A 21,857-nucleotide genomic window follows, 5' to 3' on the forward strand; every position below is an offset into this window, starting at 1 on the left:
CATGGTGGGGTGACTTCTTCGCCGGACCCGGTCCTGATCGACCTCACCCACCAGGTCACCACCGGCATGCCCGTCTACCCCGGTGACCCCGAGGTGGCTCTGCGCCCCGCGCTGACCACCGACACCGCCGGGGTGAACGTGCTCTCGGTGCACCTCGGCTCGCAGTCCGGCACCCATGTGGACGCCCCGTACCACGTGGACGTCACCTGGCCCACGCTGGACGGGCTGCCGCTGAGCCGGTTCACCGGCCCCGCGGTGGTGGCCGACCTGCGCGCGCTGCCGGCCCGCACCCCGGTGACACCCGATCAGCTGGCGCCCGCCCTGGAGCGGCTGACGCCCGGCGCGATCCTGCTGCTGGCCACCGGCTGGCCGCGGTTCTGGGGCACCGAACGCTATCTGGCCCACCCCTACCTGACGCCCGAGGCGGCCGAGGCGATCGTGGCGGCCGGCGTGCGCACCCTCGGGGTGGACGCGCTGAGCGTCGACGCCACCCCCGACCCCGGCCCGGCGGACCCGGCGGTGGCCGTGCTGCTGGCGGGCCTGGCCGACGAGCACGACACCGCCCCGGTGGCCGAGGCGCCGCTGCTGGCCGCCCACCGGATCCTGCTCGGCGCCGAGGGCGGCGGCGTGATCGCGGAGAACCTCACCGACCTGACGGCGCTGCTGGAGGCCCAGGCCCGGGAGAAGCCGATCAGCCTGAGCCTCTTCCCGCTGCGGCTGGCCGCGGCCGACGGCGCACCCGTGCGGGCGGTGGCACGGGTCGGCTGAGCGCTCCCCGGCCTGCTCCATAGGTCTAGACCAAGGTTCGCCGCCCCCGATAGGCTGCCCGTCCATGGCAGAGATCGTCGGAGTGGTCGAGCGGCTCTGGCGCTACCCCGTGAAGTCGACCGCCGGGGAGCGCCTGACCCAGGTCGCCCTGGACGACCGCGGCCTGGCCGGCGACCGGCTCTACGCCGTCCGCGACGCCGACGGCCGGCTCGGCTCGGGCAAGACCACCCGGCGGTTCCGGCGGATGGACGGGCTGCTGCGCCTGGGCTCGCGGCTCGGACACCGGCTGGAGGGCCCCGAGCTGCTCGACCCGCTGGGCCGCCCGATCGCCGATCCCACCGCCTTCCTCCGTGCCTACCTGCAGCGGGACGGCGTCGAACTGGCCCGCGAGGACGCCGTCTCGCACTTCGACCAGCTGCCGGTGAGCCTGCTGACCACCGCGACCCTGGACTGGCTGCGCGAGGCCGTGCCCACCGAGCTGGTGGACGAGCGCCGGTTCCGCCCCAACATCGTGCTGCGCACCCCGCCGGGCACCCCGCCGTTCGTCGAGGACCACTGGTTCGGGCGGGAGGGCGAGCTGAGGTCCGGCGCCCGGCTGGCCTTCGTCCGCTCCAGCGAGCGCTGCGCGATGGCCGCCGCCGCGCAGCCGGGGCTGCCGCACGCCCCCGGGATCCTGCGGGTGCTGGACCGGGCCCACCAGCGGCGCCTCGACGTGCTGGCGACCGTCAGCGCGCCCGGCCCGCTGCGGGTCGGGGACCGGCTGCGACTGCTCTAGCAGCCAGGGCCGCAGGTCAGTGCGAGAGCAGGCAGAACGGGTGGCCGGCCGGATCGGCGTAGATGACCCAGCCCGCCTCGCGGCGCAGGAAGGCCGCGCCGTGCGCGGTCACCTCGCGCTCGGCGGCCGGCAGGTCGGCGACCTGCACGTCGAGGTGGAACTGCTGCGGGTGGCCCGGGTCGGGCCACTGCGGCGGGTGGAAGTCCTCGGCCCGCTGGAAGGCGAGCACCAGCCCGTCCGGCGTGTGCAGGGTCGACCAGTCCTCGTCCAGCCGCCAGCGGGGGTCGGGCCGGTCCACCTCGCCGCCGAGCAGCGCGGCGTAGAACCGGGCCAGCGCGGCCGGGTAGTGGCAGTCCAGCACCACGCACTGCAGGGTACCGAGCATCGACGCTCCTCCAGGGCCCGTTCGGGCTCCGATCATCGCGTACCCGCCGGGCCCTGAGAAGGTGCCACCCCGGGGGCGTGCCCCGGGGTGGCCGACGCCGCGTCAGGCGAAGTGCAGGCCGCGCAGGATCAGGTCCAGCAGGGCGAAGCCGAACAGCGAGACGCCGACGAATCCGTTGGCGGTGAAGAAGGCCCGGTTGAGGCGGGAGAGGTCGTCCGGCTTGAGGATGCTGTGCTCGTAGCAGAACGCGACGATCACCACGGCCAGGCCGACGTAGAACGCCGGGCCCACGTGGGTGAGCACGCCGTACCAGACGAAGAGCCCGGTGGTGACGGCGTGGCAGACCCGGGCGCCGGTGAGCGCCGCGGCGACGCCGAACCGGGCGGGCACCGAGCGGACGCCCTCGGCCCGGTCGGCCAGCACGTCCTGGCAGCCGAAGATCAGGTCGAAGCCGCCGATCCAGATGCCCACCGCGAGCCCGAGCACCACCGCGTCCCAGGACCAGGTGCCGGTGACGGCCAGCCAGGCGCCGACCGGGCCCATCGCCTGGGCCAGCCCGAGGATCGCGTGCGGGAAGTCGGTGAAGCGCTTGCCGTAGGGGTAGACCACCATCGGCACCACGGCCACCGGCGCGAGCGCCAGGCAGAGCGGGTTGAGCAGGGCCGCGGCACCGAGGAAGACCAGCAGGGCGATGCCCGAGCCGGTGTAGGCGGTGCGCAGCGAGACCGCGCCGGTGACCAGCTCGCGGCCCGCGGTACGGGGGTTGCGGGCGTCGATCTCGCGGTCGATGATCCGGTTCGCGGCCATCGCGAAGGTCCGCAGGCTCACCATCGCGACGGTGACGATCAGCAGCTGCCCCCAGTGCACCCGCTTGTCCGCGAGGAACATCGCGGTGAGGGTGGCGATGTAGGCGAAGGGGAGGGCGAAGACCGAGTGCTCGATCAGGACCAGGCGCAGGAAGGACCTGGTCTTGCTCGGGGGCGCCTCGAACGCGTCGGCGGTCAGGCTCACAGTCCGTACTCCGTCCAGCGCTTGGTGACCAGGGTGGCCGTGGCCGGGTCGGAGCTGACCATCTCCGGCCAGCCGCCGTCGCGGGTGTAGCCCTCCTCGGGGAGCTTGCGGGTCGCGTCGATGCCCGCCTTGCCGCCCCAGAACTGCTGGTAGGAGGCGTGGTCCAGGTGGTCCACCGGGCCCTCGACCACGCTCAGGTCGCGGCTGTAGTCGGTGTTGCCCAGCGCCCGCCAGGCGACCTCCTGGTAGTCGTGCACGTCGCAGTCGGCGTCCACCACGATGATCAGCTTGGTCAGCGACATCATGTGGGCGCCCCAGATGGCGTGCATCACCTTCTGCGCGTGCTTGGGGTACTTCTTGTCGATCGAGACGATCGCGCAGTTGTGGAAGCCGCCGGCCTCGGGCAGGTCGTAGTCGACGATGTCCGGGATGATGATCTTGAGCAGCGGCAGGAAGAACCGCTCGGTGAACTTGCCCAGCGGTCCGTCCTCGGTCGGCGGGCGGCCGACCACGATGGACTGCAGGATCGGGCGGCGGCGCATCGTGACGCAGTCGATGGTCAGCGCCGGGAACGGCTCCTGCGGGGTGTAGAAGCCGGTGTGGTCGCCGAACGGGCCCTCGGGCAGCATCTCGCCCGGCTCCAGCCAGCCCTCCAGCACGACCTCGGCGTCGGCCGGCACCTGGAGCGGGACGGTCTTGCAGTCGACCATCCGTACCCGCTCGCCGGCCACGAAGCCCGCGAACAGGTACTCGTCGATGTCGCCGGGCAGCGGGGCGGTGGCGGCGTAGGTGACCACCGGCGGGCAGCCGAAGGCGATCGCCACCGGCAGCCGCTCACCGCGCCGGGCGGCGGCCTGGTAGTGGTTGTGGCTGTCCTTGTGGATCTGCCAGTGCATGCCGATGGTCCGCTTGTCGTGCCGCTGCAGGCGGTACAGGCCCAGGTTGCGCCCGCCGGTCTCCGGGTCCTTGGTGTGGGTCAGGCCCAGGTTGAAGAAGGAGCCGCCGTCCAGCGGCCAGGTGAAGAGCGCGGGCAGGGTGTCCAGGTCCACCTGGTCACCGGTCAGCACCACCTCCTGCACCGGCGCCTCGGTCGTCTTGACCTTGCGCGGCGGCACGTGGGTCATCGAGGCGAGCTTGCCGAAGGCGTCCCGGACGCCGGTGAAACCGTGCGGCAGCTCGGGCTTCAGCAGCCCGGCGATCTTCTCCGCGATGTCCTCCGGCGACTTGAGGCCGAGCGACTTGGCCAGCCGGCGCTCGGTGCCGAAGACGTTCATCGCCAACGGCATCGTGGAGCCCTTGACGTTCTCGAAGAGCAGCGCCGGGCCCTTGGCCTTCTGCACCCGGTCGACGATCTCGCCGATCTCCAGATGGGGGTCCACCTCGACCTTGATGCGCTTGAGGTCGCCTTCTCGTTCGAGAGCCCGCAGAAACGAGCGGAGATCGTCGTATGCCATGCCTGCCAGTATCGGGTACCCGATAGCCTGGCCCGGTCAACAGGTCCCGCTCCACCGCGGCGCGGGGCCCGCCGCCCGCTCGGTCTCGGGGGAGAGAAAACCGACGTGCTGGACTATCTGCCGTTCCTGGTCGTCCTGCTGCTCTGGGTGTGGGCGTTCATCGACTGCCTGACCACCCCCGAGCAGGAGGTCCGCCACCTGCCCAAGGTGGTCTGGATCCTGCTCATCCTCTTCTTCGGCGAGGTGCTGCTCGGCCCGCTCGCCTGGCTGCTGGCGGGGCGGCGCCGCGGTGCGCCGGTGCTGGGCCGGGGCGCCGGCTTCGCGCCGGACGGGCCGGCCCCGCTCGGACGCCCACTGGCACCGGACGACGACCCCGAGTTCCTCGCCTCGCTGCAGCGCGACAACGAGCGCCGCCGCCGGGAGGGCCGCGGCGACGCCACGACCTGACGCAGCAGCCCGGGGGCCGGGCCCGGCCCCGGTACTGTGCCGCTTGATCCGCAATCTTCGCCTTTTGGTGTATCCCTACGACTGATGGTCCACCGACCCGTTCCCGGGACCAACCCCTACCGACCCCTGGCCGACACCCTGCGGCCCACTGGGTCACCCCCTAGCAACCCACTCTGAGCTGGGGAATCGACTTTTCCGCCAAGACACTGCCGATCTTGGCGTGCACGGCGCAAGGCGGCGCCCAGGAGGCATTCGAGTGACTGTCTCCTCGGCCTCGCGATCAGGATTTCTGTATGGCCTCGACAGGTAAACCGAGAGGACCTTGTACGGAATCAACGCCGAAACGGAGTGGCCCGGCCTCGTAATGTCGTAGGGGAAGAAGGAAATCGCAGCCGGAGCCCACAGCCGACACCGACTGCTCGCTCGCTCACATACCTGGGAGTTCGAGATGACGGTGTTGCAGGAGGCCGCTGCGGGTGAGCCCGCGGACGCGCGTGGCCGGGTCGCGGAGTTGCACGAGTTGCGTGCGGCGGTGCGGCGTGGTCCCAGTGACAAGGCGACCGAGGCGCAGCACGCGAAGGGCAAGTTGACGGCGCGTGAGCGCATCGATCTGCTGGTGGACGAGGGTTCGTTCCACGAGGTGGAGCCGTTGCGCCGGCATCGGGCCACGGGGTTCGGGCTGGAGAACAAGAAGCCGCACACCGATGGTGTGATCACGGGCTGGGGTGCGGTGCACGGGCGGACGGTGTTCGTCTACGCGCACGACTTCCGGATCTTCGGCGGGGCGCTGGGTGAGGCGCATGCGCAGAAGATCCACAAGATCATGGACATGGCGATCGCGGCGGGTGCGCCGCTGGTGTCGCTGAACGACGGCGCCGGGGCCCGGATCCAGGAGGGTGTCACGGCGCTGGCCGGTTACGGCGGCATCTTCCAGCGCAACACCCGGGCCTCGGGGGTGATCCCGCAGATCTCGGTGATGCTGGGCCCGTGTGCGGGCGGTGCGGCCTACAGCCCGGCGTTGACCGACTTCGTCTTCATGGTCCGTGAGACCTCGCAGATGTTCATCACCGGTCCGGACGTGGTGCAGGCGGTGACCGGGGAGAAGATCAGCCAGAACGGGCTGGGGGGTGCGGATGTGCACTCCAGCGTGTCGGGGGTGTCGCACTTCGCCTACGACGACGAGCAGTCGTGCATCGAGGAGGTGCGCTACCTGCTGTCGCTGCTGCCGCAGAACAACCGGGAGATGCCGCCGGCCACCGCCAGCGAGGACCCGGTCGAGCGGAGCAACGACACGCTGCTGGACCTGGTGCCGGCCGACGGGAACCGCCCCTACGACATGCGCAAGGTGATCGAGGAGATCGTCGACCACGGCGAGTTCCTGGAGATCCACGAGCGGTGGGCGACGAACGTGATCGTGGCGCTGGCGCGGATCGACGGGCACGTCACCGGGATCATCGCGAACCAGCCGCAGTCGCTGGCCGGGGTGCTGGACATCCACTCCTCGGAGAAGGCCGCCCGCTTCGTGCAGATGTGCGACGCGTTCAACATCCCGCTGGTCACCCTCCTGGACGTGCCCGGCTTCCTGCCGGGTGTGGACCAGGAGCACGACGGGATCATCCGCCACGGCGCGAAGCTGCTGTACGCGTACTGCAACGCCACGGTGCCGCGGATCTCGCTGATCCTGCGCAAGGCCTACGGCGGGGCGTACATCGTGATGGACTCGCGCTCGATCGGCGCGGACCTGTCCTACGCGTGGCCGACCAACGAGATCGCGGTGATGGGCGCCGAGGGCGCGGCCAACGTGATCTTCCGGCGCGACATCAACGGGGCCGAGGACCCCGAGGCGATGCGCGCGCAGAAGATCAAGGAGTACAAGAACGAGCTGATGCACCCGTACTACGCGGCCGAACGCGGCCTGGTGGACGACGTCATCGACCCCGCCGAGACCCGCGCCGTCCTCGCCCACGCCCTGGCCATGCTCCGCACCAAGCACGCCGACCTGCCCAGCCGCAAGCACGGCAACCCACCGATGTAGCAGCCGCCGCCCGGCGGCCGACCGCCGCCGGGCCCGCGCGCCACCTCGTCGACCACAGCTTTCCGGGGGCACCGCTTTCCGGGGGAGAGAGACCCAGCCATGACCGCAGCAGCCGAACCGCTCGTCCGCGTCACCCGCGGCACCCTGTCCGACGAGGAGCTCGCCGCCCTCACCGCCGTCCTGCTCGCCCGCGCCGCCGCGAGCGCGGCGCCGGCCGCCGGCCTGGCTCCGGTCGAGCCGATCGCCCGCTGGCAGCGGCTGGACCGCCACCCCGTGTACTACTCGCCGGTCAGCTGGCAGTGGGCCGCCTGATCAGCTCCTTCTCGAACCAGTGGGCGGCGAACGCGCTGTCGTTGTAGCGGGGTATCTCGCGATAGCCCTGCCGCGCGTACAGCGCCCGCGCCTCCACCAGGTCGGCGCGGGTGTCCAGGCGCAGCGTGGTCAGCCCCAGCTCCAGCGCCGCCGCCTCCACGGCGGCGATCAGCCGCCCGCCGGCGCCCTGGCCGCGGGCGGGTGGGCCGAGGTAGACCTTGGTCAGCTCGCCCAGCCCCGGCGCCAGCTCGCGCAGGCCCACGCAGCCCACCGGCAGGCCGTCCAGCCGCGCCACCAGGAAGGCGGCGAGTCCGGTGGCGGGCTCCCACTCCTCGACCTGGTCGACCTCCGCCTCGGTGGCGGGGCGCTGGTAGTAGCGGCCCACGATCTCGGTCAGGTAGGCGCGCAGCAGGGCGACGGCCTCGGGGTGGTCGACCGGGGTCGGCTCGATGGTCCAGATCTTCGCGTTCACGCGGGTCATGATGGCCGCGACGGCACCCGCGGGGCACCTGCTTTTCCCCCGGGCCGAGGCCGGGGCTAGGCGGCCACCAGGCCGGTCGAGCGGCCCGCGTGCATCAGGTCCAGGTGGTCGGCCAGCAGCTGCGGGTCCTGGGCCAGCCAGAGCCGCAGCGCGGCGCCCAGCATCGAGCTGCCCGAGCCCAGCCGCACCCCGGTCGCCAGCGCCACCTGGTCGGCGGCGGGCACCAGCAGGTCGGCCAGCGGCGCGGGCAGCCAGACCGTCAGGGCGCACGGGGCGGGCTCGGTCAGCGCGGCCAGCAGCAGGTAGGCGCGGGCGGTGCCGGACAGCGTCGGCAGGATGTCGAGCAGCCCGTCGGCCACCACCTCGGACAGGTCGCTGCGGTGCCCCTGCGCGAGGCGCCGCAGCAGTGCCCGCTCGGCGACCGTGATCCGGACCGTCAGCATGAGCTCATCGCTGTCCATGTCGCGACCTCCCCGCTGCCTGGTGCACCGGCATCGGTACCGGTACGTCCCACTCTGTACAGCCAGTCACTCGTTCCGACTCCTGCCCATCGCACCGGCACTGACACCCCGTCAGGCCGGTGATCTCGCCGACACCGTCAGCTGCGGTCGGCGGGATCGGCGGCGGGACGGGGTGCCGGGACGGTCGGATCAGCCCACACCCGCGTAGGAGTGCTTGCCGGTGATGAAGATGTTGACGCCGTAGTAGTTGAACAGGAAGCAGGCGAAGGCCAGCAGCGCCAGGTACCCCGCCTTGCGGCCCTTCCACCCCGCGGTCGCCCGGGCGTGCAGGTAGCAGGCATAGACCACCCAGGTGATGAAGGACCAGGTCTCCTTCGGGTCCCACTCCCAGTACTTGCCCCAGGCCGCCTCGGCCCAGATCGCGCCCGCGATGATGGTGAACGTCCACAGCGGGAAGACCAGCGCGTTGATCCGGTAGGAGAGCTTGTCCAGGGTGGCGGTGGCGGGCAGCCGTTCCCAGATCGAGGCCGCGGTCTTGAACGGGCCGCCCGGCAGGCCGGCCGCCACCCGCTTGTCGTAGGACTCGCGGCCCAGGTAGAGCGCGGTGGTGGCGAAGGCCGCGTAGAAGGCGCCGCCGCAGATGATCGCGGCGGTCACGTGGATCGCCAGCCAGTAGGAGTGCAGCGCGGGCACCAGTTGCTCGTCGTCCGTGTAGAGCACGCTGGTGGCCAGGCCCAGGGTCAGGCAGGCGGCCACCACGGCCGGCAGGCCCATCCAGCGGACCGGCTTGCCGAGCGCCAGCATCAGCAGGTAGGCGCCGATCATGGTGACGCCGAAGGCGCAGGAGAACTCGTACATGTTCCCCCACGGCCAGCGCATCACCGACAGGCCGCGGCAGAGCACGCCGCCGAAGTTGCACAGGAAGCCGAGGACGGTGAGCGAGATGGCGATCCGGCCCGCCAGGTCGCCCTTCTCGCTGCTGCCGGCCGCGCCCGGGCCGTCGAAGTCCAGCTCGTCGCCGCGGCCGCTGGTGACCACGGTGGCGCCCTCGCCGGCCAGCGCGGTGCGGGTCAGCGTGGTGGTGCCGCCGTCGCCGGTGGCGACCGTGACGGTCACCTTCTTGGCCGCCTGGGCCGCCGCCGCCTGTCCGGGCAGGCTGGCCGCGGCGGCAGCGGCGGCCAGCGAGGCCTGCTCGGCGGAGCGGCGCGCGACGCCGCCCTTGCTGCCGAAGGTCCACTCGAACATGTGGGCGAACATGGCCAGCGCGTAGACGAACATGGCCGAGTAGATCAATTTGTCGGACATGCCCGACAGTTGGGTATTGACCCCGGTGGCGAGGTTAGTCACCGTCTACTCCTTGGATTCCGGTGCGGCGGGGGTGGCATCTGCGGGGGTGCCGGGTGACTCTCCGGGCGAGTCGGCAGGCGGATCGGCCGGTGCGTCGAGCGACGCCTCGGCCGGTGCTTCGTCGTCGAGGGCCGGGGCGTCGTCCTGGAGGTCGACCGCCAGCTCGGCCAGCTCCTCGGCGATCTTCGCCGACTCGCTGCGGGCCAGGCCCGCCAGCTCCACCAGGGTCCGGCCGTCCGGCGTGGCGACCGCGCGGACCCAGATCCGGCGGCGCTGGACCATCAGCGAGCCGATCAGGCCGAGCACCGCGAGCACCGCGCCGGTCAGCGCGACCGAGTTGCCGGGGCGGTGCGAGACGCTGAAGTTCGCCCACTGCTTGTAGCCGTCGAAGGTGATCGACCCGTAGCCGTCCGGCAGTTCCCAGCCCTGGCCCGGGACCATCTTGACCTTGGCCGGCTGCCCGTCCTGCTGCAGCTGGGTCATGTGGCTCAGGTCCAGCTGGTAGATGTTCTGCGGCTGGCCCGAGTCGGTGCCCAGGTCGCCCTCGTAGGCGGTGAGCACCATGGTCGGGGCCGCGGGGCCCGGGAAGAGCGAGCGCGGGCCGGTGTTGGCGTCGAAGTTGGCCGGCGCGGTCGGCAGGAAGAAGCCCTGGAAGCCCAGCTGGACCTTCTTGCCGTCCTTCTGCCCGTAGTCGCCGACCTTGATCACGCCGGTCGAGGTCAGGTTGGTGTCCTGCGGCAGGAAGGGCACCTGGTCGTGGTAGACGACCTTGCCACTGCCGTCCCGCACCGTGATCACCGGGGCGTAGCCGTGGGCGATCAGGAAGACCTTGCTGCCGTCGATCTCCAGGGGCTGGTTGACCTGGATCTCACCGCCCTTCAGCTTGGTCGGGTCCGCGCCCTTCCAGTACTGGATGTGCGCGGTGAAGTCGCGGGCCTCGCCGATCTGGTCGCCGGTGGTCTGGTAGGTGGCGGTGAAGTTGTTCAGGTTGAAGCCGAACGGGTCCAGGTCCTCGGGGCCGTAGAAGGCCGACCCGGTGAAGTTGTCCAGCTGGGTCATGGTGTTGGTGTAGCCGCCGCCCTCCACCACCAGCTTGCTGCCGGTACCGCTGGCCAGGCTCGCCCAGGCGAAGCCGGCCAGCAGGGCGAAGAGCGAGAGGTGGAAGAGCAGGTTGCCGACCTCGCGCAGGTAGCCCTTCTCGGAGGCGACCGCGCCGTTCGCCAGGTGGGCCCGGAAGCGGCGCTTGCGCAGCAGCCGCTCGGCGGCGCGCACCGCCGTCTCGGGGTCGGCGTCGGTGTGCCAGGCCGCGTAGACCGGCATCCGGGTGAGGTTGGCCGGCGCCGCCGGCGGCTTGGCCCGCAGCACCCCGACGAACTGCCAGGTCCGCGGGATGATGCAGCCGGCCAGCGAGATGAAGAGCAGGATGTAGATCGCCGAGAACCACACCGAGCTGTAGACGTCGAACAGCTGGAGCTTGATGTAGATCGGCGTGACGCTCTTGTGCGCGGCCTGGAAGGTCTGCACCTTGAACGGGTTCTCGCTGGTCTGCGGGATCAGCGAGCCCGGGATCGCGGCCAGCGAGAGCATGAAGAGCAGGATCAGCGCGACCCGCATCGAGGTCAGCTGACGCCAGGTCCAGCGCGCCCAGCCCAGCAGCCCTATGCCGGCCGGCGCCTCCGCCTCCTGCGGCGCGCTGGTCAGCCGCCCGGCCGACACCTCGTCCGCCGGGGCATCACCCGGCGGTGGGGTGGCGTCCGCGGACTTGAGGTCGGTGTCACTCACGTCAGATTCCGATCTCGCCGCTGGGGGCGACGTACTGAAGCTGGTTCACCAGGTAGTCCCAGCCGCCGGTGATCAGCAGGACGCCGACGGCGACCAGCATGCCGCCGCCGATCCGCATGACCCACTGGTAATGCCGCTTGATGAAGCTGAAAGCACCGAGTGCCTTGCGGAAGGCCAGCGCCGCCACCACGAACGGTAGGCCGAGTCCCAGGCAGTAGACGGCCATCAGGAAAGCTCCGCGCGCCGCGCTGGCCTGGGTGAACGAGAGCGAGAGCAGGGAGGCCATGGTCGGCCCGGTGCACGGGGCCCAGCCCAGCCCGAAGACGACGCCGAGCAGCGGGGCACCGAGCAGGCCGACCACCGGCCGGCGGTGCGAGCGGAACTCGCGGTTGGTGAATCCCGGCAGGAACCCCATGAAGGCCAGGCCCATCAGCACCGTCAGGCTGCCCAGCACGATGTTCACGGTCTGCCGGTCGTCGCGCAGGGTGTTGCCGAAGTTGCCGAAGAGCGCCCCGAAGGAGATGAAGACCGCCGCGAAGCCCGCGATGAAGAGCATCGAGCCGGCCAGCATCCGTCCGCGCCGGCGCCCTTGGGCGTCCGCCAGGTCGGCGGCCGAGAAGCCGGTGATGTACGAGAGGTAGCCGGGGACCAGCGGCAGCACGCAGGGCGAGAAGAACGAGACCAGGCCGGCCGCGACCGCCACCGGGACGGCGAGCAGCAGCGGGCCGCTGCTCACCGTCTGGTTCATCCCGTTGCCGTCGGCGAGCAGGGTGAGGGCGCCGGTCACGAGTGCTGCTCCGCGAGCAGCGGCTCCAGGATGGCGTCCATGTCGTAGATCGAGACCGGCCGCATCGCGCGGGCGGCCAGCCGGCCCTGGCGGTCCACGACCATGGTGGTCGGGATGGTCTGCGGGTTGAGGCTGCCCTTGGGGAACTTGAGGATCTGGGTGCCGTCCGGGTCGTAGATGCTCGGGTAGGTGATCCCCTGGTTCGCCTCGAACTGCCGGGCGTTGGTCGGGTCGGTGTCCCGGGTGTTGATGCCCAGGAACTCCACGCCCTGGTCCTTGTACTTCTGGTACGACTGCTCCAGCCCGGCGGCCTCCTTGCGGCAGGGCGAGCACCAGGAGCCCCAGATGTTGATCACCACGATCTTGCCGGTGTAGTCCGAGAGCGCGACCTGCTTGTTCTCCAGGTCCTTGCCCGAGATCGCCGGGGCCGGCTTCCGGTTGGCCAGCGGAACGGTGTCCACGCCGCCGGTGCCGGTGATGAATCCGGTTTGGGCGTCGGCACTGCCGCCGCTGCCGGTCGAGCTGCAGCCGGCGAGGGCGAGAACGGCGGCTGCCGCGGTGAAAAGCGCGGCCAGGCGGAAGCGGGGCGTACCAGACATGTGAAAAGTTTCGCATGACAGTTCAGGGCGTTTCAGGGGGGTCGGCAGTTGCGTGTCGACCCCCCTGTGAACTGCGGGTGTAAAGATCCTTTAAGCGCCGATCGGCGTCAGGAATGCTGCTCCGCGAGCAGCGGCTCCAGGAGGGTGTCCAGGTCGTGGCTCGAGACCGCCCGCATCGCGCGGGCGGCCAGCCGGCCCTGGCGGTCCACGACCAGGGTGGCCGGCAGGGCCTGCAGGTCGACGCTGCCCTTGGGGAACTTGAGGATCTGGGTGCCGTCCGGGTCGTAGATGCTCGGGTAGGCGATCCCGTGGTTCTCCTCGAACTGCCGGGCGTTGGTCGGGTCGGTGTCCCGGGTGTTGATGCCCAGGAACTCCACGCCCTGGTCCTTGTACTTCTGGTACGACTGCTCCAGCCCGGCAGCCTCGCTGCGGCAGGCCGAGCACCAGGAGCCCCAGGCGTTGATCACCACGATCTTGCCGGTGTAGTCCGAGAGCGCGACCTGCTTGTTCTCCAGGTCCTTGCCCGAGATCGCCGGGGCCGGCTTCCGGTTCGCCGGTGGGACCGTGCCCAGCCCGTCCTGGCCGGCGACGAACCCGCCCTGGGCGTCGGCACTGCCGCCGCTGCCGGTCGAGCTGCAGCCGGCGAGCGCCAGCACGGCGGCTGCCGCGGTGAAAAGCGCGGCCAGGCGGAAACGGGGCGTGCCAGACATGTGAAAAGTCTCGCACGGTAGTTGAAGGTGTTTCAGGGGGGTCGGCAGTTCTCTGCCGACCCCCCTGTGAACTGGGACTGTAAAGATCCTTTAAATGCCGATCGGCGTTAAGCGGATCAAGCCCCGAAACTCTTGCCCACCGGCTTGTCCCCCTTGCCGCCCTTGCCCACCAGGTGGGCCGGCAGCAGATCCCGGGCCGGCTCGCGGTAGCCGACCGAGACCAGCTTGTCCCCCTCGTAGGTGAAGCTGGTCAGCGAGGCCAGCGAGCACTGCCGCTTGCGCGGGTCGTGCCACAGCCGGCGCTTCTCGGCGAAGGAGCGGGCGATCCAGATCGGCAGCTGGTGGCTGACGCAGACCGCCTCGTGCCCGCGCGCGGCGTCCCGCGCCCCGGCGAGCGCGCCCATCATCCGCACCGCCAGCTCCACGTACGGCTCGCCCCAGGACGGGCGCAGCGGGTTGACCAGGTACTTCCAGTAGCGCGGGTTGCGCAGCGAGCCGTCGCCGACGCCGAAGGTCTTGCCCTCGAAGATGTTGTCGGCCTCGATCAGGCGCTCGTCCACCGCGACGGTGAGACCGTGCGACTTGGCGGTCGGCTCGGCCGTCTCCTGGGCGCGCTCCAGCGGGGAGGCGACCACGTGGGTGATGTCGCGGTCGGCCAGGTGCTCGGCGACCCGGTCGGCCATCTGCCGGCCCAGCTCGGACAGGTGGTAGTCGGGCAGCCGCCCGTAGAGCACGCCCTCGGGGTTGTGCACCTCGCCGTGGCGCACCAGGTGCACCACCGTGGTCTCGGTCATCGCAGCTCCTCCGCGGGCTTGGCCAGCGCCGCGGCGCGGGCGGCGGCGGGCAGCGCGGCGGCGATCCGCTCGATCGCGCGCTCGTCGTGGGAGGCCGAGACGAACCAGGACTCGAAGGCCGACGGCGGCAGGTAGACGCCGTCCGCGAGCAGGCTGTGGAAGAACTCGGTGAAGCGGAAGGCCTCCTGACGCTTCGCGGAGGCGTAGTCGGTGACCGGCTCCTCGGTGAAGAAGACCGAGAACATGGTGCCCGCCTTCTGCAGCCGGTGCGCCACGCCCTCCTTGGTCAGCGCCTCGGAGACCAGGCCGGAGACCGTGTCGGCGACCCGGCCGAGGGTCGCGTAGACCTCGTCGGTGCAGGCCCGCAGCTGGGCCAGGCCGGCCGCGGTGGCGACCGGGTTCCCGGAGAGCGTGCCGGCCTGGTAGACCGGGCCGGCCGGGGCCAGGTGGGCCATCACGTCGGCGCGACCGCCGAAGGCCGCGGCCGGGAAGCCGCCGCCCATCACCTTGCCGAAGGTCAGCAGGTCGGGCGCCCAGCCCTCGCCTGCCGCCTCCAGGCCGTACCAGCCCGCCTTGGAGACGCGGAAGCCGGTCATCACCTCGTCCGAGATGAAGAGCGCGCCGTTCTCCTGGCAGAGCCGGGCCAGGCCGGCATTGAAACCGGGCCCCGGCGGGACCACGCCCATGTTGCCGGGGGCGGCCTCGGTGATCACGCAGGCGATCTCGCCCGGGTGCCGGGCGAAGGCCTCCGCCACGGCGGCCAGGTCGTTGTACGGCACCACGATGGTGTCGCCCGCCTGGGCGCCCGTCACGCCCGGGGTGTCCGGCAGCGCGAAGGTGGCGACGCCGGAGCCGGCCGCGGCCAGCAGCGCGTCCACGTGGCCGTGGTAGCAGCCGGCGAACTTGACGACCTTGGCCCGGCCGGTGAAACCGCGGGCCAGCCGGATCGCGGACATGGTCGCCTCGGTGCCCGAGGAGACCAGGCGGACCTGCTCGACCGGAGCCACCCGGGCCACGATCTCCTCGGCCAGCTCGACCTCGCCCTGACCGGGGGTGCCGAACGAGGTGCCCTTGCCGACGGCCTCGCGCACCGCCTCCAGGACGGCCGGGTGCGCGTGGCCCAGGATCATCGGGCCCCAGGAGCAGACCAGGTCGACGTACTCGCGGCCGTCGGCGTCGGTCAGGTAGGGGCCGTTGCCCGAGACCATGAAGCGCGGGGTGCCGCCGACGGCGCGGAAGGCGCGCACCGGGGAGTTGACCCCGCCGGGGGTCACGGCCGAGGCGCGCTCGAAGAGCGACTGGGACTGGGGTGCTTCATAGGGGTAGCTCACGAGACCACATCCTCTCAAACGGCGCCGCTCTCAAATCGTGTCCTTTACCTCTGCATGTCGGGGCCGATCATCTGGAACGATGATCCGTGTGCGGCCACGGTCGGTTCATCCCGCACACTGGAGAGCGCGGCGACGCGCCCCGGTGCGGGGCTGGGCGCGATGTGACGTGATGCGGTCGACGCTGGCCGGGCACGGCGCACAATCGCTGACATAACGGGAAAAAGGGACATCCGGCGGGACACCGGAGGTCCGGGGGTCTGTCGATTCCGGCGAATTCCGGTGAGGATGGTCCGAGTGTCCGAGGAGCAGGACGGCTTCGAGGAGGCCACGGGGGCCGGCCGCAAGGCCGCCCGCGCGGGAAGGGGAAGGCGGGGTGAGGGACGCGTGGGGGTGACGTACAAGTACTTCGGCGCACCCGACCGCGCGACCGCCGCGAGAGTCCCCACCGCGCTCGGCCCCGGGGGGCTGGGGCTGGACGCCGGCGAGCTCGGCTCGCTCGGGCGCCTCGGCGACCTGATGGAGACCAGCGGCTCCCCCACCGGCCACCTCTCCACCAAGATCAAACCGGAGACCATGAGCGCCATGGTCCTCACCGGCATCGAGGGCGTCCCGCTCCACCAGGTCCCGCCGCTCGAACTGGTCGTGCTGCACCCCGACTACGCGGTGGTCCAGCTGCCCCACACCGTGGTCGAGCCCCTGCGCAAGGCGGACGAGACCGAGCTGGGCGCGGCCGCCTTCATCTGGTCCACCGTCCCCGACCGGCGCGGGCCGCGGGACGCGTTCGTGATCTACACGATGCTGCACGAGTGGCAGGACTTCGCCAACCGGCTGCACGACGCGGGGCACCAGCTGTACTGCCTGGTGTGGCCGTGAGCTGACCCGCATGGGGTGGGAAGTCGGGCGGGCCGGCTTCCCACACTCACGTGGCGGGCTCAGCCGTGCAGGTAGACGATGCCGAGCTTGGTGAGCTGCCAGAGCTGGGCCGGTGCGCCGGTGTCGGCGGCGAGTTCCACGATCGGGTTGTTCTGGGCGTCGTGGTCGGCGCTGACGGTGGCGACCTTGGTGGTGTCCTGGGAGTCGGCCAGCTTGTACTGGTTCTGGCCGGCGGGCTCGAAGATCCAGTGCTGGTTGCCGCCGCCGTTGCAGCCCCACTGTTCGAGGCGGGTGCCGGGGGCGGTGGCCGCGCCGGTGGCGTCCAGGCACATGGTGCGGTTGCCGCTGAAGTCCAGTTCGTAGCTGCCGCCGGGCTTGGCCTCCAGCACGAAGGACTGGTTGAGGCCGCCGTCCGCCGGATAGTTGATGGCGAGTCGGCCGTTGGTGGCGTCGCCGTAGGTCCCGCCGCCCGCGAAGTCGAGCACCTGGCCGGTGGCGGCGTTGGTCAGCTGGTACCAGGCGCCGTCCTCGGGGACGTCGCCGAAGGGCTGACCCGGCGTCAGCGGCATGATCGTGGTGCCGTCGGCCTGGTCCAGGGTGCAGTAGGCCTCCTGCTGGCCGGGCTCGTTGTAGAACTCGCCCAGGCAGTTGCCCTCGGCCTGGTAGCCGGCGACCCGGGGGTGGTAGGACTGCCGGATCTCGTTCTCGCAGAGCGAGAGGATGCCGATCGAGTAGTCGCAGCCGTTGCGGGTGTTCTCCGAGAGGTCGATCACGTCGCCGTTGGTGTACTCGTAGGGCGAGGTGGTCCACTCGGCGCAGACCTCGTGGCCGTAGGTGACCCGGCGCTGGTCCAGGAAGCGCACCCCGGGCACGGCCTCGGCAGCCTGGCGCAGCGCGTCGTCGAAGGTCGGCACCACCCAGTTGTGGCCCCAGGCCAGGTCCTCGGGGAAGGCCGGGCAGCCCTGGGCCACCTTGGTCGCGTAGTCGTTGCTGCGGATGTCGGGGGTGATCGGGGTGAAGTACGACTGGTAGACCAGCTGGTAGTCACCGTCCGCGTAGCCGGCGGCGCGCATGGTCTGGCGGACGTCGGTGAGCGCGGCGGTCACCTTGGGGATCACCGCGGCGGCCCGCTGAGTGATGGTGGCGCTGCCGATGGTGTCCCGGCAGCCCTGCGACTTGGGGATCGGGAAGTACTGCCCGAGGCAGCTCTCCATGATGCCGCTGAAGTCGAAGTCGTCGTTGGCGCCGATCGTGACGACGACCATCTTGACGTCGTACTTGCCCGCGGTCTGGGCGAGTTGGGCGTCCTGCTTGGGCTCGCCGAAGTCGCCGCTGCCGCCGCCGGTGACCTTGGCCAGGGTCGGATCACTGACCAGGTCGCCGGTCTGGGCCCCGGAGCAGGCCAGGTCGACGGCGGTGACGCCGGACAGGCCGGTGTCGAAGATCTCCGACTGGGGGTGCCGGTGGCAGTAGTCCTTGGGGCCGTCGGTGCCGGCGAAGTAGCCGTCATTGGTGTCCGTCCCGGCGCCCTCGCCGGAGATCGCGCTGTCGCCCAGCGAGACCACCGCGCTGGGCAACGCGGCCCGCGGCGACGGGGAGTCGGCGGCGGCGTGGGCCGGTGGGGCGCCGGTGGCCAGGCCGATGGTGGCGACCAGTGCGGCGACCGCGAGCAGCACGGTGGGCGGACCGGATGTGAGCTTCCTGATCACGCAGACTCCTTGGTGGGGGTGGCGGAGCTGTGCGGTGAGCGGGTTCACATGGTAGGTACTGACAAGTAACGCAACAAGGCTCGCGGCAACAGAAGTTGAGCCCCACTCATATGGCCCGGCGGAGAAGGGCCGCGCGGACAGGCCAAAGCCGCCGCCAGTCGTCTCAGGAGGGGAGACGACGGACGACGGCTTCGCCAGGGGTGGATCAGCCCTCGTTGACGCAGGTGTTGCCGAACGCCGGGTTCAGCAGACCGATCACGTCGATGCTGTTGCCGCAGGCGTTGACCGGAACGTGCACCGGGACCTGGATCAGGTTGCCGGAGAGGACACCGGGGGAGCCGACAGCGGCACCCTCGGCGCCCGCGCTGGCCATGGCGGTCCCGGCACCCGCGGCCACGATGCCGACCACGGCGGCGCCGACAGCGGCAGCCTTCTTGACGCTCATATTGAGTCTCCTTGTTGCTGAGCACGATGCGTGCATGACCAGCAACGACCCCATACCGCGAGGGGTTGCGGCCCACCCCGCCGAATTCACCCGTTTGCGCGCAGCCACCCGGCCCACCGCCCCTGCCCGGACCGCGTGTGCAGGCGATCGGGTGATCCAGGACGGTGCCCGTTTCCGGCCGCGCCGGTGCTCGTTCTATGTCGGGAAGCCGCTTCACACCGTCAGCAATCGTAGGCAGAAAGAGAATTCCGTCATGCGCAAGCTCGTCCACGGCGCGTTCGGCGTGGCCGCCGCCGCCGCTCTGATCATCGGTGGCGCGTCCGCCGCCTCGGCCAACGCGGGTGCCGAGGGTGCCGCGGTCGGTTCGCCCGGTGTGCTCTCCGGCAACCTGATCCAGGTCCCCGTGCACGTTCCGGTGAACCTCTGCGGCAACAGCATCGGCCTCGTCACCATCCTGAACCCGGCCTTCGGCAACACCTGCGTCAACGCCTGACCACCAGGACGGTAATTCCGGTCCGCCGCCCGCTCGAATCGCCGGGCTTTCGCCCGGCTGAGTGAATTCGGGCCGGTCGGCCGGAACCTTCCGATCGCCCATCCTGTTTCGCCCGGTACCCGGGACGACCGGGACGACGAAGTGTCCGACCGAAGTGCTCCCGGGAAATCAACGGAGGAATAACTCATGCGCAAGTTCTCGAAGTCCCTCGTCCTGACCACCGCCGCTGCGGGCCTGCTGCTGGCCGGTGCCGGCGCGGCCAACGCCAGCTCGGGCGCCCAGGGCGTCGCGGCCGGCTCGCCCGGCGTGCTGTCCGGCAACGCCATCCAGGTCCCGATCCACATCCCGGTGAACCTGTGCGGCAACACCATCGACGTGATCGGCGCGCTGAACCCGGCGTTCGGCAACACCTGCGCCAACGCGGGCTGAGCCACCCCCCGCTGACCCGGCGCCGCGGGCTGTGCGGCCGCCTCCCCCTGGCAGCACAGCCCGCCACCCCGTGATGATCCCCTAGGAGATCCCCCATGCAGTCCACCAAGAAGCTCGCCATCCTCTCCACCGCCGCCGTCGGCCTGGTGATCGGTGCCGCCGGTGCCGCCAACGCCAGCGCGGGTGCGGAGGGCGTCGCCGCCCACTCCCCCGGCGTCGCCTCCGGCAACGCCATCCAGGTGCCAGTGCACATCCCGGTGAACCTGTGCGGCAACTCGATCAACGTGATCGGCCTGCTGAACCCGGCGTTCGGCAACACCTGCGCCAACGTCGAGGCCCCGCACCACCACGACGACGACTGCTGAGCAGCGGAAGTCGCGTGAGCGCTGTCCCCCGGACTTCCGCGTCCGGGGGACAGCGCCGTTTCCGGCCCGCAAGAGAGAAGGACCCCGTTGAGCCTCACCACCACCAGCGGCGCGCTGGCCGCGCTGGGGGCGGCCCTGCTGCTCGCCCCCGCGGCGGCCGGCACCGCCATGGCCGACTCCGCCGTACCGCAGGCCCCCGTACCGAAGGCACAGCTGCAGCCGACCGAGGTCGGCCCGGCGCTGGGGGCCGTCGGCTACGTCACCGGGCCGGTCAAGGACCTGCGCCTGGACCCGTTCGCCCAGTCCAGTGCCGATCCGCTGAACAACGCGGTCGCGGTCAAGCCGGACAACCCCGGCATGCGCCCGGTCAGCAGCACGGCCGTCACCGGGGCGCTCAGCGACGGCGGCGGGGCCAAGGACCTGCCGGGCCTGGGGCTGCTGCTCGGCGCGGTGCCGGGCCACTGAGCGAGCGCCCGTCGGGCATGGGTCAGGCCCGGTGCGGGTGCTCGCACCGGGCCTGAGCCATGCCCCCGGGGCCGCAGGGCCTCAGCCCTGGGTGGCCTCCTGGGCGGTGGCCGCGGTGGTGTCGAGCAGGTCCTGCGCCGTCTTGAGCATCGGGGCGTGCTGGTCGGGCCCGCCGAGCGAGGCCTTGGCGTCCGGGCCGGCCGAGAGCGCGCCGGGCAGCACCCGCGGGTCCAGGTCGCCCGCCGACAGCGAGCCGTTCTTCAGCTGGCCGTCCGCACCCTCCACGAAGTTGAGCGGGTGCCCGAGGCCGACGGCCGGGCCCACCGCCTTCAAGGGGGCCGAGGGCGCGTCCAGGTCCAGGTTGCCGGGCCGCACCCCGTCGGCCACCGCCGGCAGCGGCAGGTCGCTGCCCAGGCTCGGGCCGACCTTGCTGAAGTTGAGCGCGGGCACGACCTTGTCCGGCACCAGCTCGTGCTTCTCCGGGCCGCCCTGCACCGGCGGCAGCACCGGGGAGGCCGGCAGCGCACCGTGGACGTCCCCGCCCAGCGGCAGCATCGGCGCGTGCTCGCTGACCGTCTCCAGCGGGATCCGCAGCGGCACCGTCTTGGTCGCCAGGCCGTTCTCCATCGCCGCCACCTGGGCCGGGGTCATCGGCTGGCCCGGAGTCATCGGCTGGGCACCGGCGGCGCTGGCCGCGCCCTGGCCCGCGATCGCCGACGCACCGACCGCCAGCAGCAGTACACCGGTCCGCTTGGGAAGCTTCATCGTCTTCTCTGATCCGATCTCGTGAGGCACTGGGACGTGTCCCCGGCACCGGTGGGCCCGTCGCACGGCCCGCCGGACAGGACCGGGGTCGATCTGTTTCAACGACCCGGCGCGGTTGGAGTAGGCGCGGCTTAACCGGAATGGCTCATTAATAGCACCGACACGCCGGTTGATTCGGTCGTACGGAATTTTTCCCGGCACGCCTCGCGTAACTTTCCGGGCCGCCGTTCTTTGATATCGATGTCACCGCACAACGAGCATGACAACGGCCGGATCGGGTGCCCGATCGCACCGCAGCCAGAGGTCTGCCGAATGTGATCACTTTCCTGAATACGCCGCGGACGTCATGGTGACCGCAGACCAGGTCAATTCGGAGAACGGATTGCACCCAGACGCAGCGGACGCAGCAATCCAGAGAGGAACCTCATGATCAAGAAGACCCTGGCCTCCGTCGGCCTGGTGGCCGCCGCGATGGCCGCCGGCGTCACCCCGGCGATGGCGATCGGCAACGCGGACGGCTCCGCGGCCTCGCTCTCCGGCAACGGCGGCACCAACAACACCGGCACCTGGGGCAACCACAGCCCCAACTTCCACTTCCTGGACAACACCAACATCTGCCTGCCGGAGATCCACCACGTCCAGGTCGGCCTCGTGCCGGTCCAGGCGGACGTGCCGGTCGGAAACCAGCAGCTGCACCAGGTCTGCAACCAGGGTCAGCCCACCCAGAGCAACGGCGACGGTGTCGCCTCGCACCTGATCGGCTGAGCAAGCAAGCCACCTCGCTCCACCCGCTCCACCTCCCCCAGTAACCCCGTAGCAAGAGAGAGCACTCCC

26 protein-coding genes are annotated in these 21,857 nt (G+C 71.1%); 11 read left to right on the plus strand and 15 right to left on the minus strand.

Annotated features, from left to right (window positions below; all coding sequences use genetic code 11):
- The first annotated feature begins 9 nt into the window (after window positions 1-9).
- Both OG294_RS17695 and OG294_RS17700 read left to right on the plus strand, forming a co-directional pair.
- A complete protein-coding gene (locus tag OG294_RS17695) occupies window positions 10-768 on the plus strand; it encodes a cyclase family protein (RefSeq protein ID WP_327067465.1) in 759 nt (252 codons plus the stop codon).
- Window positions 769-832: 64 nt separating this feature from the next.
- Window positions 833-1,543 (plus strand): MOSC domain-containing protein, encoded by a 711-nt coding sequence (locus OG294_RS17700; protein WP_327067466.1) that lies wholly within the window; start codon window positions 833-835, stop codon window positions 1,541-1,543.
- Window positions 1,544-1,559: 16 nt separating this feature from the next.
- On the opposite strand, the gene OG294_RS17705 is transcribed toward OG294_RS17700, so the two are convergent.
- From OG294_RS17705 to OG294_RS17715, 3 genes are all read right to left on the minus strand, one after another.
- Entirely contained in the window at window positions 1,560-1,928 is a 369-nt protein-coding gene (locus OG294_RS17705; protein ID WP_327067467.1) for a VOC family protein, read from the minus strand.
- A gap of 102 nt (window positions 1,929-2,030) precedes the next feature.
- Window positions 2,031-2,939: a menaquinone biosynthesis prenyltransferase MqnP gene (gene mqnP, locus OG294_RS17710; protein ID WP_327067468.1), complete on the minus strand. Its 909-nt coding sequence runs from the start codon at window positions 2,937-2,939 to the stop codon at window positions 2,031-2,033.
- Window positions 2,936-4,393: a menaquinone biosynthesis decarboxylase gene (locus OG294_RS17715; RefSeq protein ID WP_327067469.1), complete on the minus strand. Its 1,458-nt coding sequence runs from the start codon at window positions 4,391-4,393 to the stop codon at window positions 2,936-2,938. The genes mqnP and OG294_RS17715 overlap by 4 nt, the downstream gene beginning before the upstream one ends.
- A gap of 105 nt (window positions 4,394-4,498) precedes the next feature.
- Here OG294_RS17715 and OG294_RS17720 point away from each other — a divergent pair, with 105 nt between their 5' ends.
- From OG294_RS17720 to OG294_RS17730, 3 genes are all read left to right on the plus strand, one after another.
- The gene (locus OG294_RS17720) at window positions 4,499-4,840 is read left to right on the plus strand and encodes a PLD nuclease N-terminal domain-containing protein (protein ID WP_327067470.1); all 342 of its coding nucleotides are present in this window, start codon (window positions 4,499-4,501) and stop codon (window positions 4,838-4,840) included.
- Window positions 4,841-5,288: 448 nt separating this feature from the next.
- The gene (locus tag OG294_RS17725) at window positions 5,289-6,875 is read left to right on the plus strand and encodes an acyl-CoA carboxylase subunit beta (protein WP_327067471.1); all 1,587 of its coding nucleotides are present in this window, start codon (window positions 5,289-5,291) and stop codon (window positions 6,873-6,875) included.
- Window positions 6,876-6,974: 99 nt separating this feature from the next.
- A complete protein-coding gene (locus OG294_RS17730; protein WP_327067472.1) occupies window positions 6,975-7,187 on the plus strand; it encodes an acyl-CoA carboxylase epsilon subunit in 213 nt (70 codons plus the stop codon).
- Here the strand turns inward: OG294_RS17730 and OG294_RS17735 are convergent.
- From OG294_RS17735 to hemL, 9 genes are all read right to left on the minus strand, one after another.
- Window positions 7,165-7,659, minus strand: a complete 495-nt coding sequence (locus tag OG294_RS17735) for a GNAT family N-acetyltransferase (protein WP_327067473.1) — start codon at window positions 7,657-7,659, stop codon at window positions 7,165-7,167. The genes OG294_RS17730 and OG294_RS17735 overlap by 23 nt on opposite strands.
- Window positions 7,660-7,724: 65 nt before the next feature.
- Window positions 7,725-8,129, minus strand: a complete 405-nt coding sequence (locus tag OG294_RS17740) for a hypothetical protein (protein WP_327067474.1) — start codon at window positions 8,127-8,129, stop codon at window positions 7,725-7,727.
- A gap of 189 nt (window positions 8,130-8,318) precedes the next feature.
- Window positions 8,319-9,434 carry a c-type cytochrome biogenesis protein CcsB gene (ccsB, locus tag OG294_RS17745; RefSeq protein WP_327071583.1) on the minus strand — a complete coding sequence of 372 codons (1,116 nt, stop codon included), beginning with the start codon at window positions 9,432-9,434 and terminating at the stop codon, window positions 8,319-8,321.
- A 45-nt stretch (window positions 9,435-9,479) separates the two neighbouring features.
- On the minus strand, window positions 9,480-11,258 hold the full coding sequence (gene resB / locus OG294_RS17750; RefSeq protein ID WP_327067475.1) for a cytochrome c biogenesis protein ResB: 1,779 nt from the start codon (window positions 11,256-11,258) through the stop codon (window positions 9,480-9,482).
- Window position 11,259: 1 nt separating this feature from the next.
- Complete coding sequence (locus OG294_RS17755) at window positions 11,260-12,006, minus strand: cytochrome c biogenesis CcdA family protein (protein WP_327071584.1); 747 nt, start codon at window positions 12,004-12,006, stop codon at window positions 11,260-11,262.
- 35 nt (window positions 12,007-12,041) lie between these two features.
- On the minus strand, window positions 12,042-12,644 hold the full coding sequence (locus tag OG294_RS17760) for a TlpA family protein disulfide reductase (RefSeq protein ID WP_327067476.1): 603 nt from the start codon (window positions 12,642-12,644) through the stop codon (window positions 12,042-12,044).
- A 107-nt stretch (window positions 12,645-12,751) separates the two neighbouring features.
- A complete protein-coding gene (locus tag OG294_RS17765) occupies window positions 12,752-13,354 on the minus strand; it encodes a TlpA family protein disulfide reductase (protein WP_327067477.1) in 603 nt (200 codons plus the stop codon).
- 116 nt (window positions 13,355-13,470) lie between these two features.
- Complete coding sequence (locus OG294_RS17770; RefSeq protein WP_327067478.1) at window positions 13,471-14,148, minus strand: histidine phosphatase family protein; 678 nt, start codon at window positions 14,146-14,148, stop codon at window positions 13,471-13,473.
- Window positions 14,145-15,479 (minus strand): glutamate-1-semialdehyde 2,1-aminomutase, encoded by a 1,335-nt coding sequence (gene hemL / locus OG294_RS17775; protein ID WP_327067479.1) that lies wholly within the window; start codon window positions 15,477-15,479, stop codon window positions 14,145-14,147. The genes OG294_RS17770 and hemL overlap by 4 nt, the downstream gene beginning before the upstream one ends.
- Window positions 15,480-15,764: 285 nt before the next feature.
- Between hemL and OG294_RS17780 the strand changes: the two genes are divergently transcribed.
- Entirely contained in the window at window positions 15,765-16,352 is a 588-nt protein-coding gene (locus tag OG294_RS17780) for a hypothetical protein (RefSeq protein WP_376778494.1), read from the plus strand.
- Window positions 16,353-16,411: 59 nt separating this feature from the next.
- Here the strand turns inward: OG294_RS17780 and OG294_RS17785 are convergent, their stop codons facing one another.
- Both OG294_RS17785 and OG294_RS17790 read right to left on the minus strand, forming a co-directional pair.
- The gene (locus OG294_RS17785; RefSeq protein ID WP_327067480.1) at window positions 16,412-18,061 is read right to left on the minus strand and encodes an RICIN domain-containing protein; all 1,650 of its coding nucleotides are present in this window, start codon (window positions 18,059-18,061) and stop codon (window positions 16,412-16,414) included.
- Between the two features lie 205 nt (window positions 18,062-18,266).
- Entirely contained in the window at window positions 18,267-18,506 is a 240-nt protein-coding gene (locus tag OG294_RS17790; RefSeq protein ID WP_184937003.1) for a chaplin, read from the minus strand.
- 253 nt (window positions 18,507-18,759) lie between these two features.
- Here OG294_RS17790 and OG294_RS17795 point away from each other — a divergent pair, with 253 nt between their 5' ends.
- From OG294_RS17795 to OG294_RS17810, 4 genes are all read left to right on the plus strand, one after another.
- Window positions 18,760-18,999 (plus strand): chaplin, encoded by a 240-nt coding sequence (locus OG294_RS17795; protein WP_184937001.1) that lies wholly within the window; start codon window positions 18,760-18,762, stop codon window positions 18,997-18,999.
- A 186-nt stretch (window positions 19,000-19,185) separates the two neighbouring features.
- Window positions 19,186-19,428, plus strand: coding sequence for a chaplin (locus OG294_RS17800; RefSeq protein ID WP_327067481.1), 243 nt, complete (start codon window positions 19,186-19,188; stop codon window positions 19,426-19,428).
- A 95-nt stretch (window positions 19,429-19,523) separates the two neighbouring features.
- Window positions 19,524-19,793, plus strand: a complete 270-nt coding sequence (locus OG294_RS17805; protein ID WP_327067482.1) for a chaplin — start codon at window positions 19,524-19,526, stop codon at window positions 19,791-19,793.
- A gap of 87 nt (window positions 19,794-19,880) precedes the next feature.
- On the plus strand, window positions 19,881-20,258 hold the full coding sequence (locus OG294_RS17810; protein WP_327067483.1) for a hypothetical protein: 378 nt from the start codon (window positions 19,881-19,883) through the stop codon (window positions 20,256-20,258).
- An 81-nt stretch (window positions 20,259-20,339) separates the two neighbouring features.
- On the opposite strand, the gene OG294_RS17815 is transcribed toward OG294_RS17810, so the two are convergent.
- Window positions 20,340-21,023, minus strand: coding sequence for a hypothetical protein (locus OG294_RS17815; RefSeq protein ID WP_327067484.1), 684 nt, complete (start codon window positions 21,021-21,023; stop codon window positions 20,340-20,342).
- A gap of 426 nt (window positions 21,024-21,449) precedes the next feature.
- Here OG294_RS17815 and OG294_RS17820 point away from each other — a divergent pair, with 426 nt between their 5' ends.
- A complete protein-coding gene (locus OG294_RS17820; RefSeq protein WP_184936991.1) occupies window positions 21,450-21,788 on the plus strand; it encodes a rodlet layer protein in 339 nt (112 codons plus the stop codon).
- The last annotated feature ends 69 nt before the right edge of the window (window positions 21,789-21,857 follow it).

Source organism: Kitasatospora sp. NBC_01302, assembly GCF_035976515.1.
Classification (GTDB): Bacteria; Actinomycetota; Actinomycetes; order Streptomycetales; family Streptomycetaceae; genus Kitasatospora.

Coding starts and splice junctions, on each gene's coding strand:
- OG294_RS17700 (WP_327067466.1), top strand. CDS start 833: ATGGCAGAGATCGTCGGAGTGGTCGAGCGGCTCTGGCGCTACCCCGTG.
- OG294_RS17705 (WP_327067467.1), bottom strand. CDS start 1,928: ATGCTCGGTACCCTGCAGTGCGTGGTGCTGGACTGCCACTACCCGGCC.
- OG294_RS17715 (WP_327067469.1), bottom strand. CDS start 4,393: ATGGCATACGACGATCTCCGCTCGTTTCTGCGGGCTCTCGAACGAGAA.
- OG294_RS17725 (WP_327067471.1), top strand. CDS start 5,289: ATGACGGTGTTGCAGGAGGCCGCTGCGGGTGAGCCCGCGGACGCGCGT.
- OG294_RS17730 (WP_327067472.1), top strand. CDS start 6,975: ATGACCGCAGCAGCCGAACCGCTCGTCCGCGTCACCCGCGGCACCCTG.
- OG294_RS17740 (WP_327067474.1), bottom strand. CDS start 8,129: ATGGACAGCGATGAGCTCATGCTGACGGTCCGGATCACGGTCGCCGAG.
- ccsB (WP_327071583.1), bottom strand. CDS start 9,434: ATGTCCGACAAATTGATCTACTCGGCCATGTTCGTCTACGCGCTGGCC.
- OG294_RS17755 (WP_327071584.1), bottom strand. CDS start 12,006: ATGAACCAGACGGTGAGCAGCGGCCCGCTGCTGCTCGCCGTCCCGGTG.
- OG294_RS17760 (WP_327067476.1), bottom strand. CDS start 12,644: ATGTCTGGTACGCCCCGCTTCCGCCTGGCCGCGCTTTTCACCGCGGCA.
- OG294_RS17765 (WP_327067477.1), bottom strand. CDS start 13,354: ATGTCTGGCACGCCCCGTTTCCGCCTGGCCGCGCTTTTCACCGCGGCA.
- OG294_RS17770 (WP_327067478.1), bottom strand. CDS start 14,148: ATGACCGAGACCACGGTGGTGCACCTGGTGCGCCACGGCGAGGTGCAC.
- OG294_RS17780 (WP_376778494.1), top strand. CDS start 15,765: ATGGTCCGAGTGTCCGAGGAGCAGGACGGCTTCGAGGAGGCCACGGGG.
- OG294_RS17790 (WP_184937003.1), bottom strand. CDS start 18,506: ATGAGCGTCAAGAAGGCTGCCGCTGTCGGCGCCGCCGTGGTCGGCATC.
- OG294_RS17795 (WP_184937001.1), top strand. CDS start 18,760: ATGCGCAAGCTCGTCCACGGCGCGTTCGGCGTGGCCGCCGCCGCCGCT.
- OG294_RS17800 (WP_327067481.1), top strand. CDS start 19,186: ATGCGCAAGTTCTCGAAGTCCCTCGTCCTGACCACCGCCGCTGCGGGC.
- OG294_RS17805 (WP_327067482.1), top strand. CDS start 19,524: ATGCAGTCCACCAAGAAGCTCGCCATCCTCTCCACCGCCGCCGTCGGC.
- OG294_RS17815 (WP_327067484.1), bottom strand. CDS start 21,023: ATGAAGCTTCCCAAGCGGACCGGTGTACTGCTGCTGGCGGTCGGTGCG.
- OG294_RS17820 (WP_184936991.1), top strand. CDS start 21,450: ATGATCAAGAAGACCCTGGCCTCCGTCGGCCTGGTGGCCGCCGCGATG.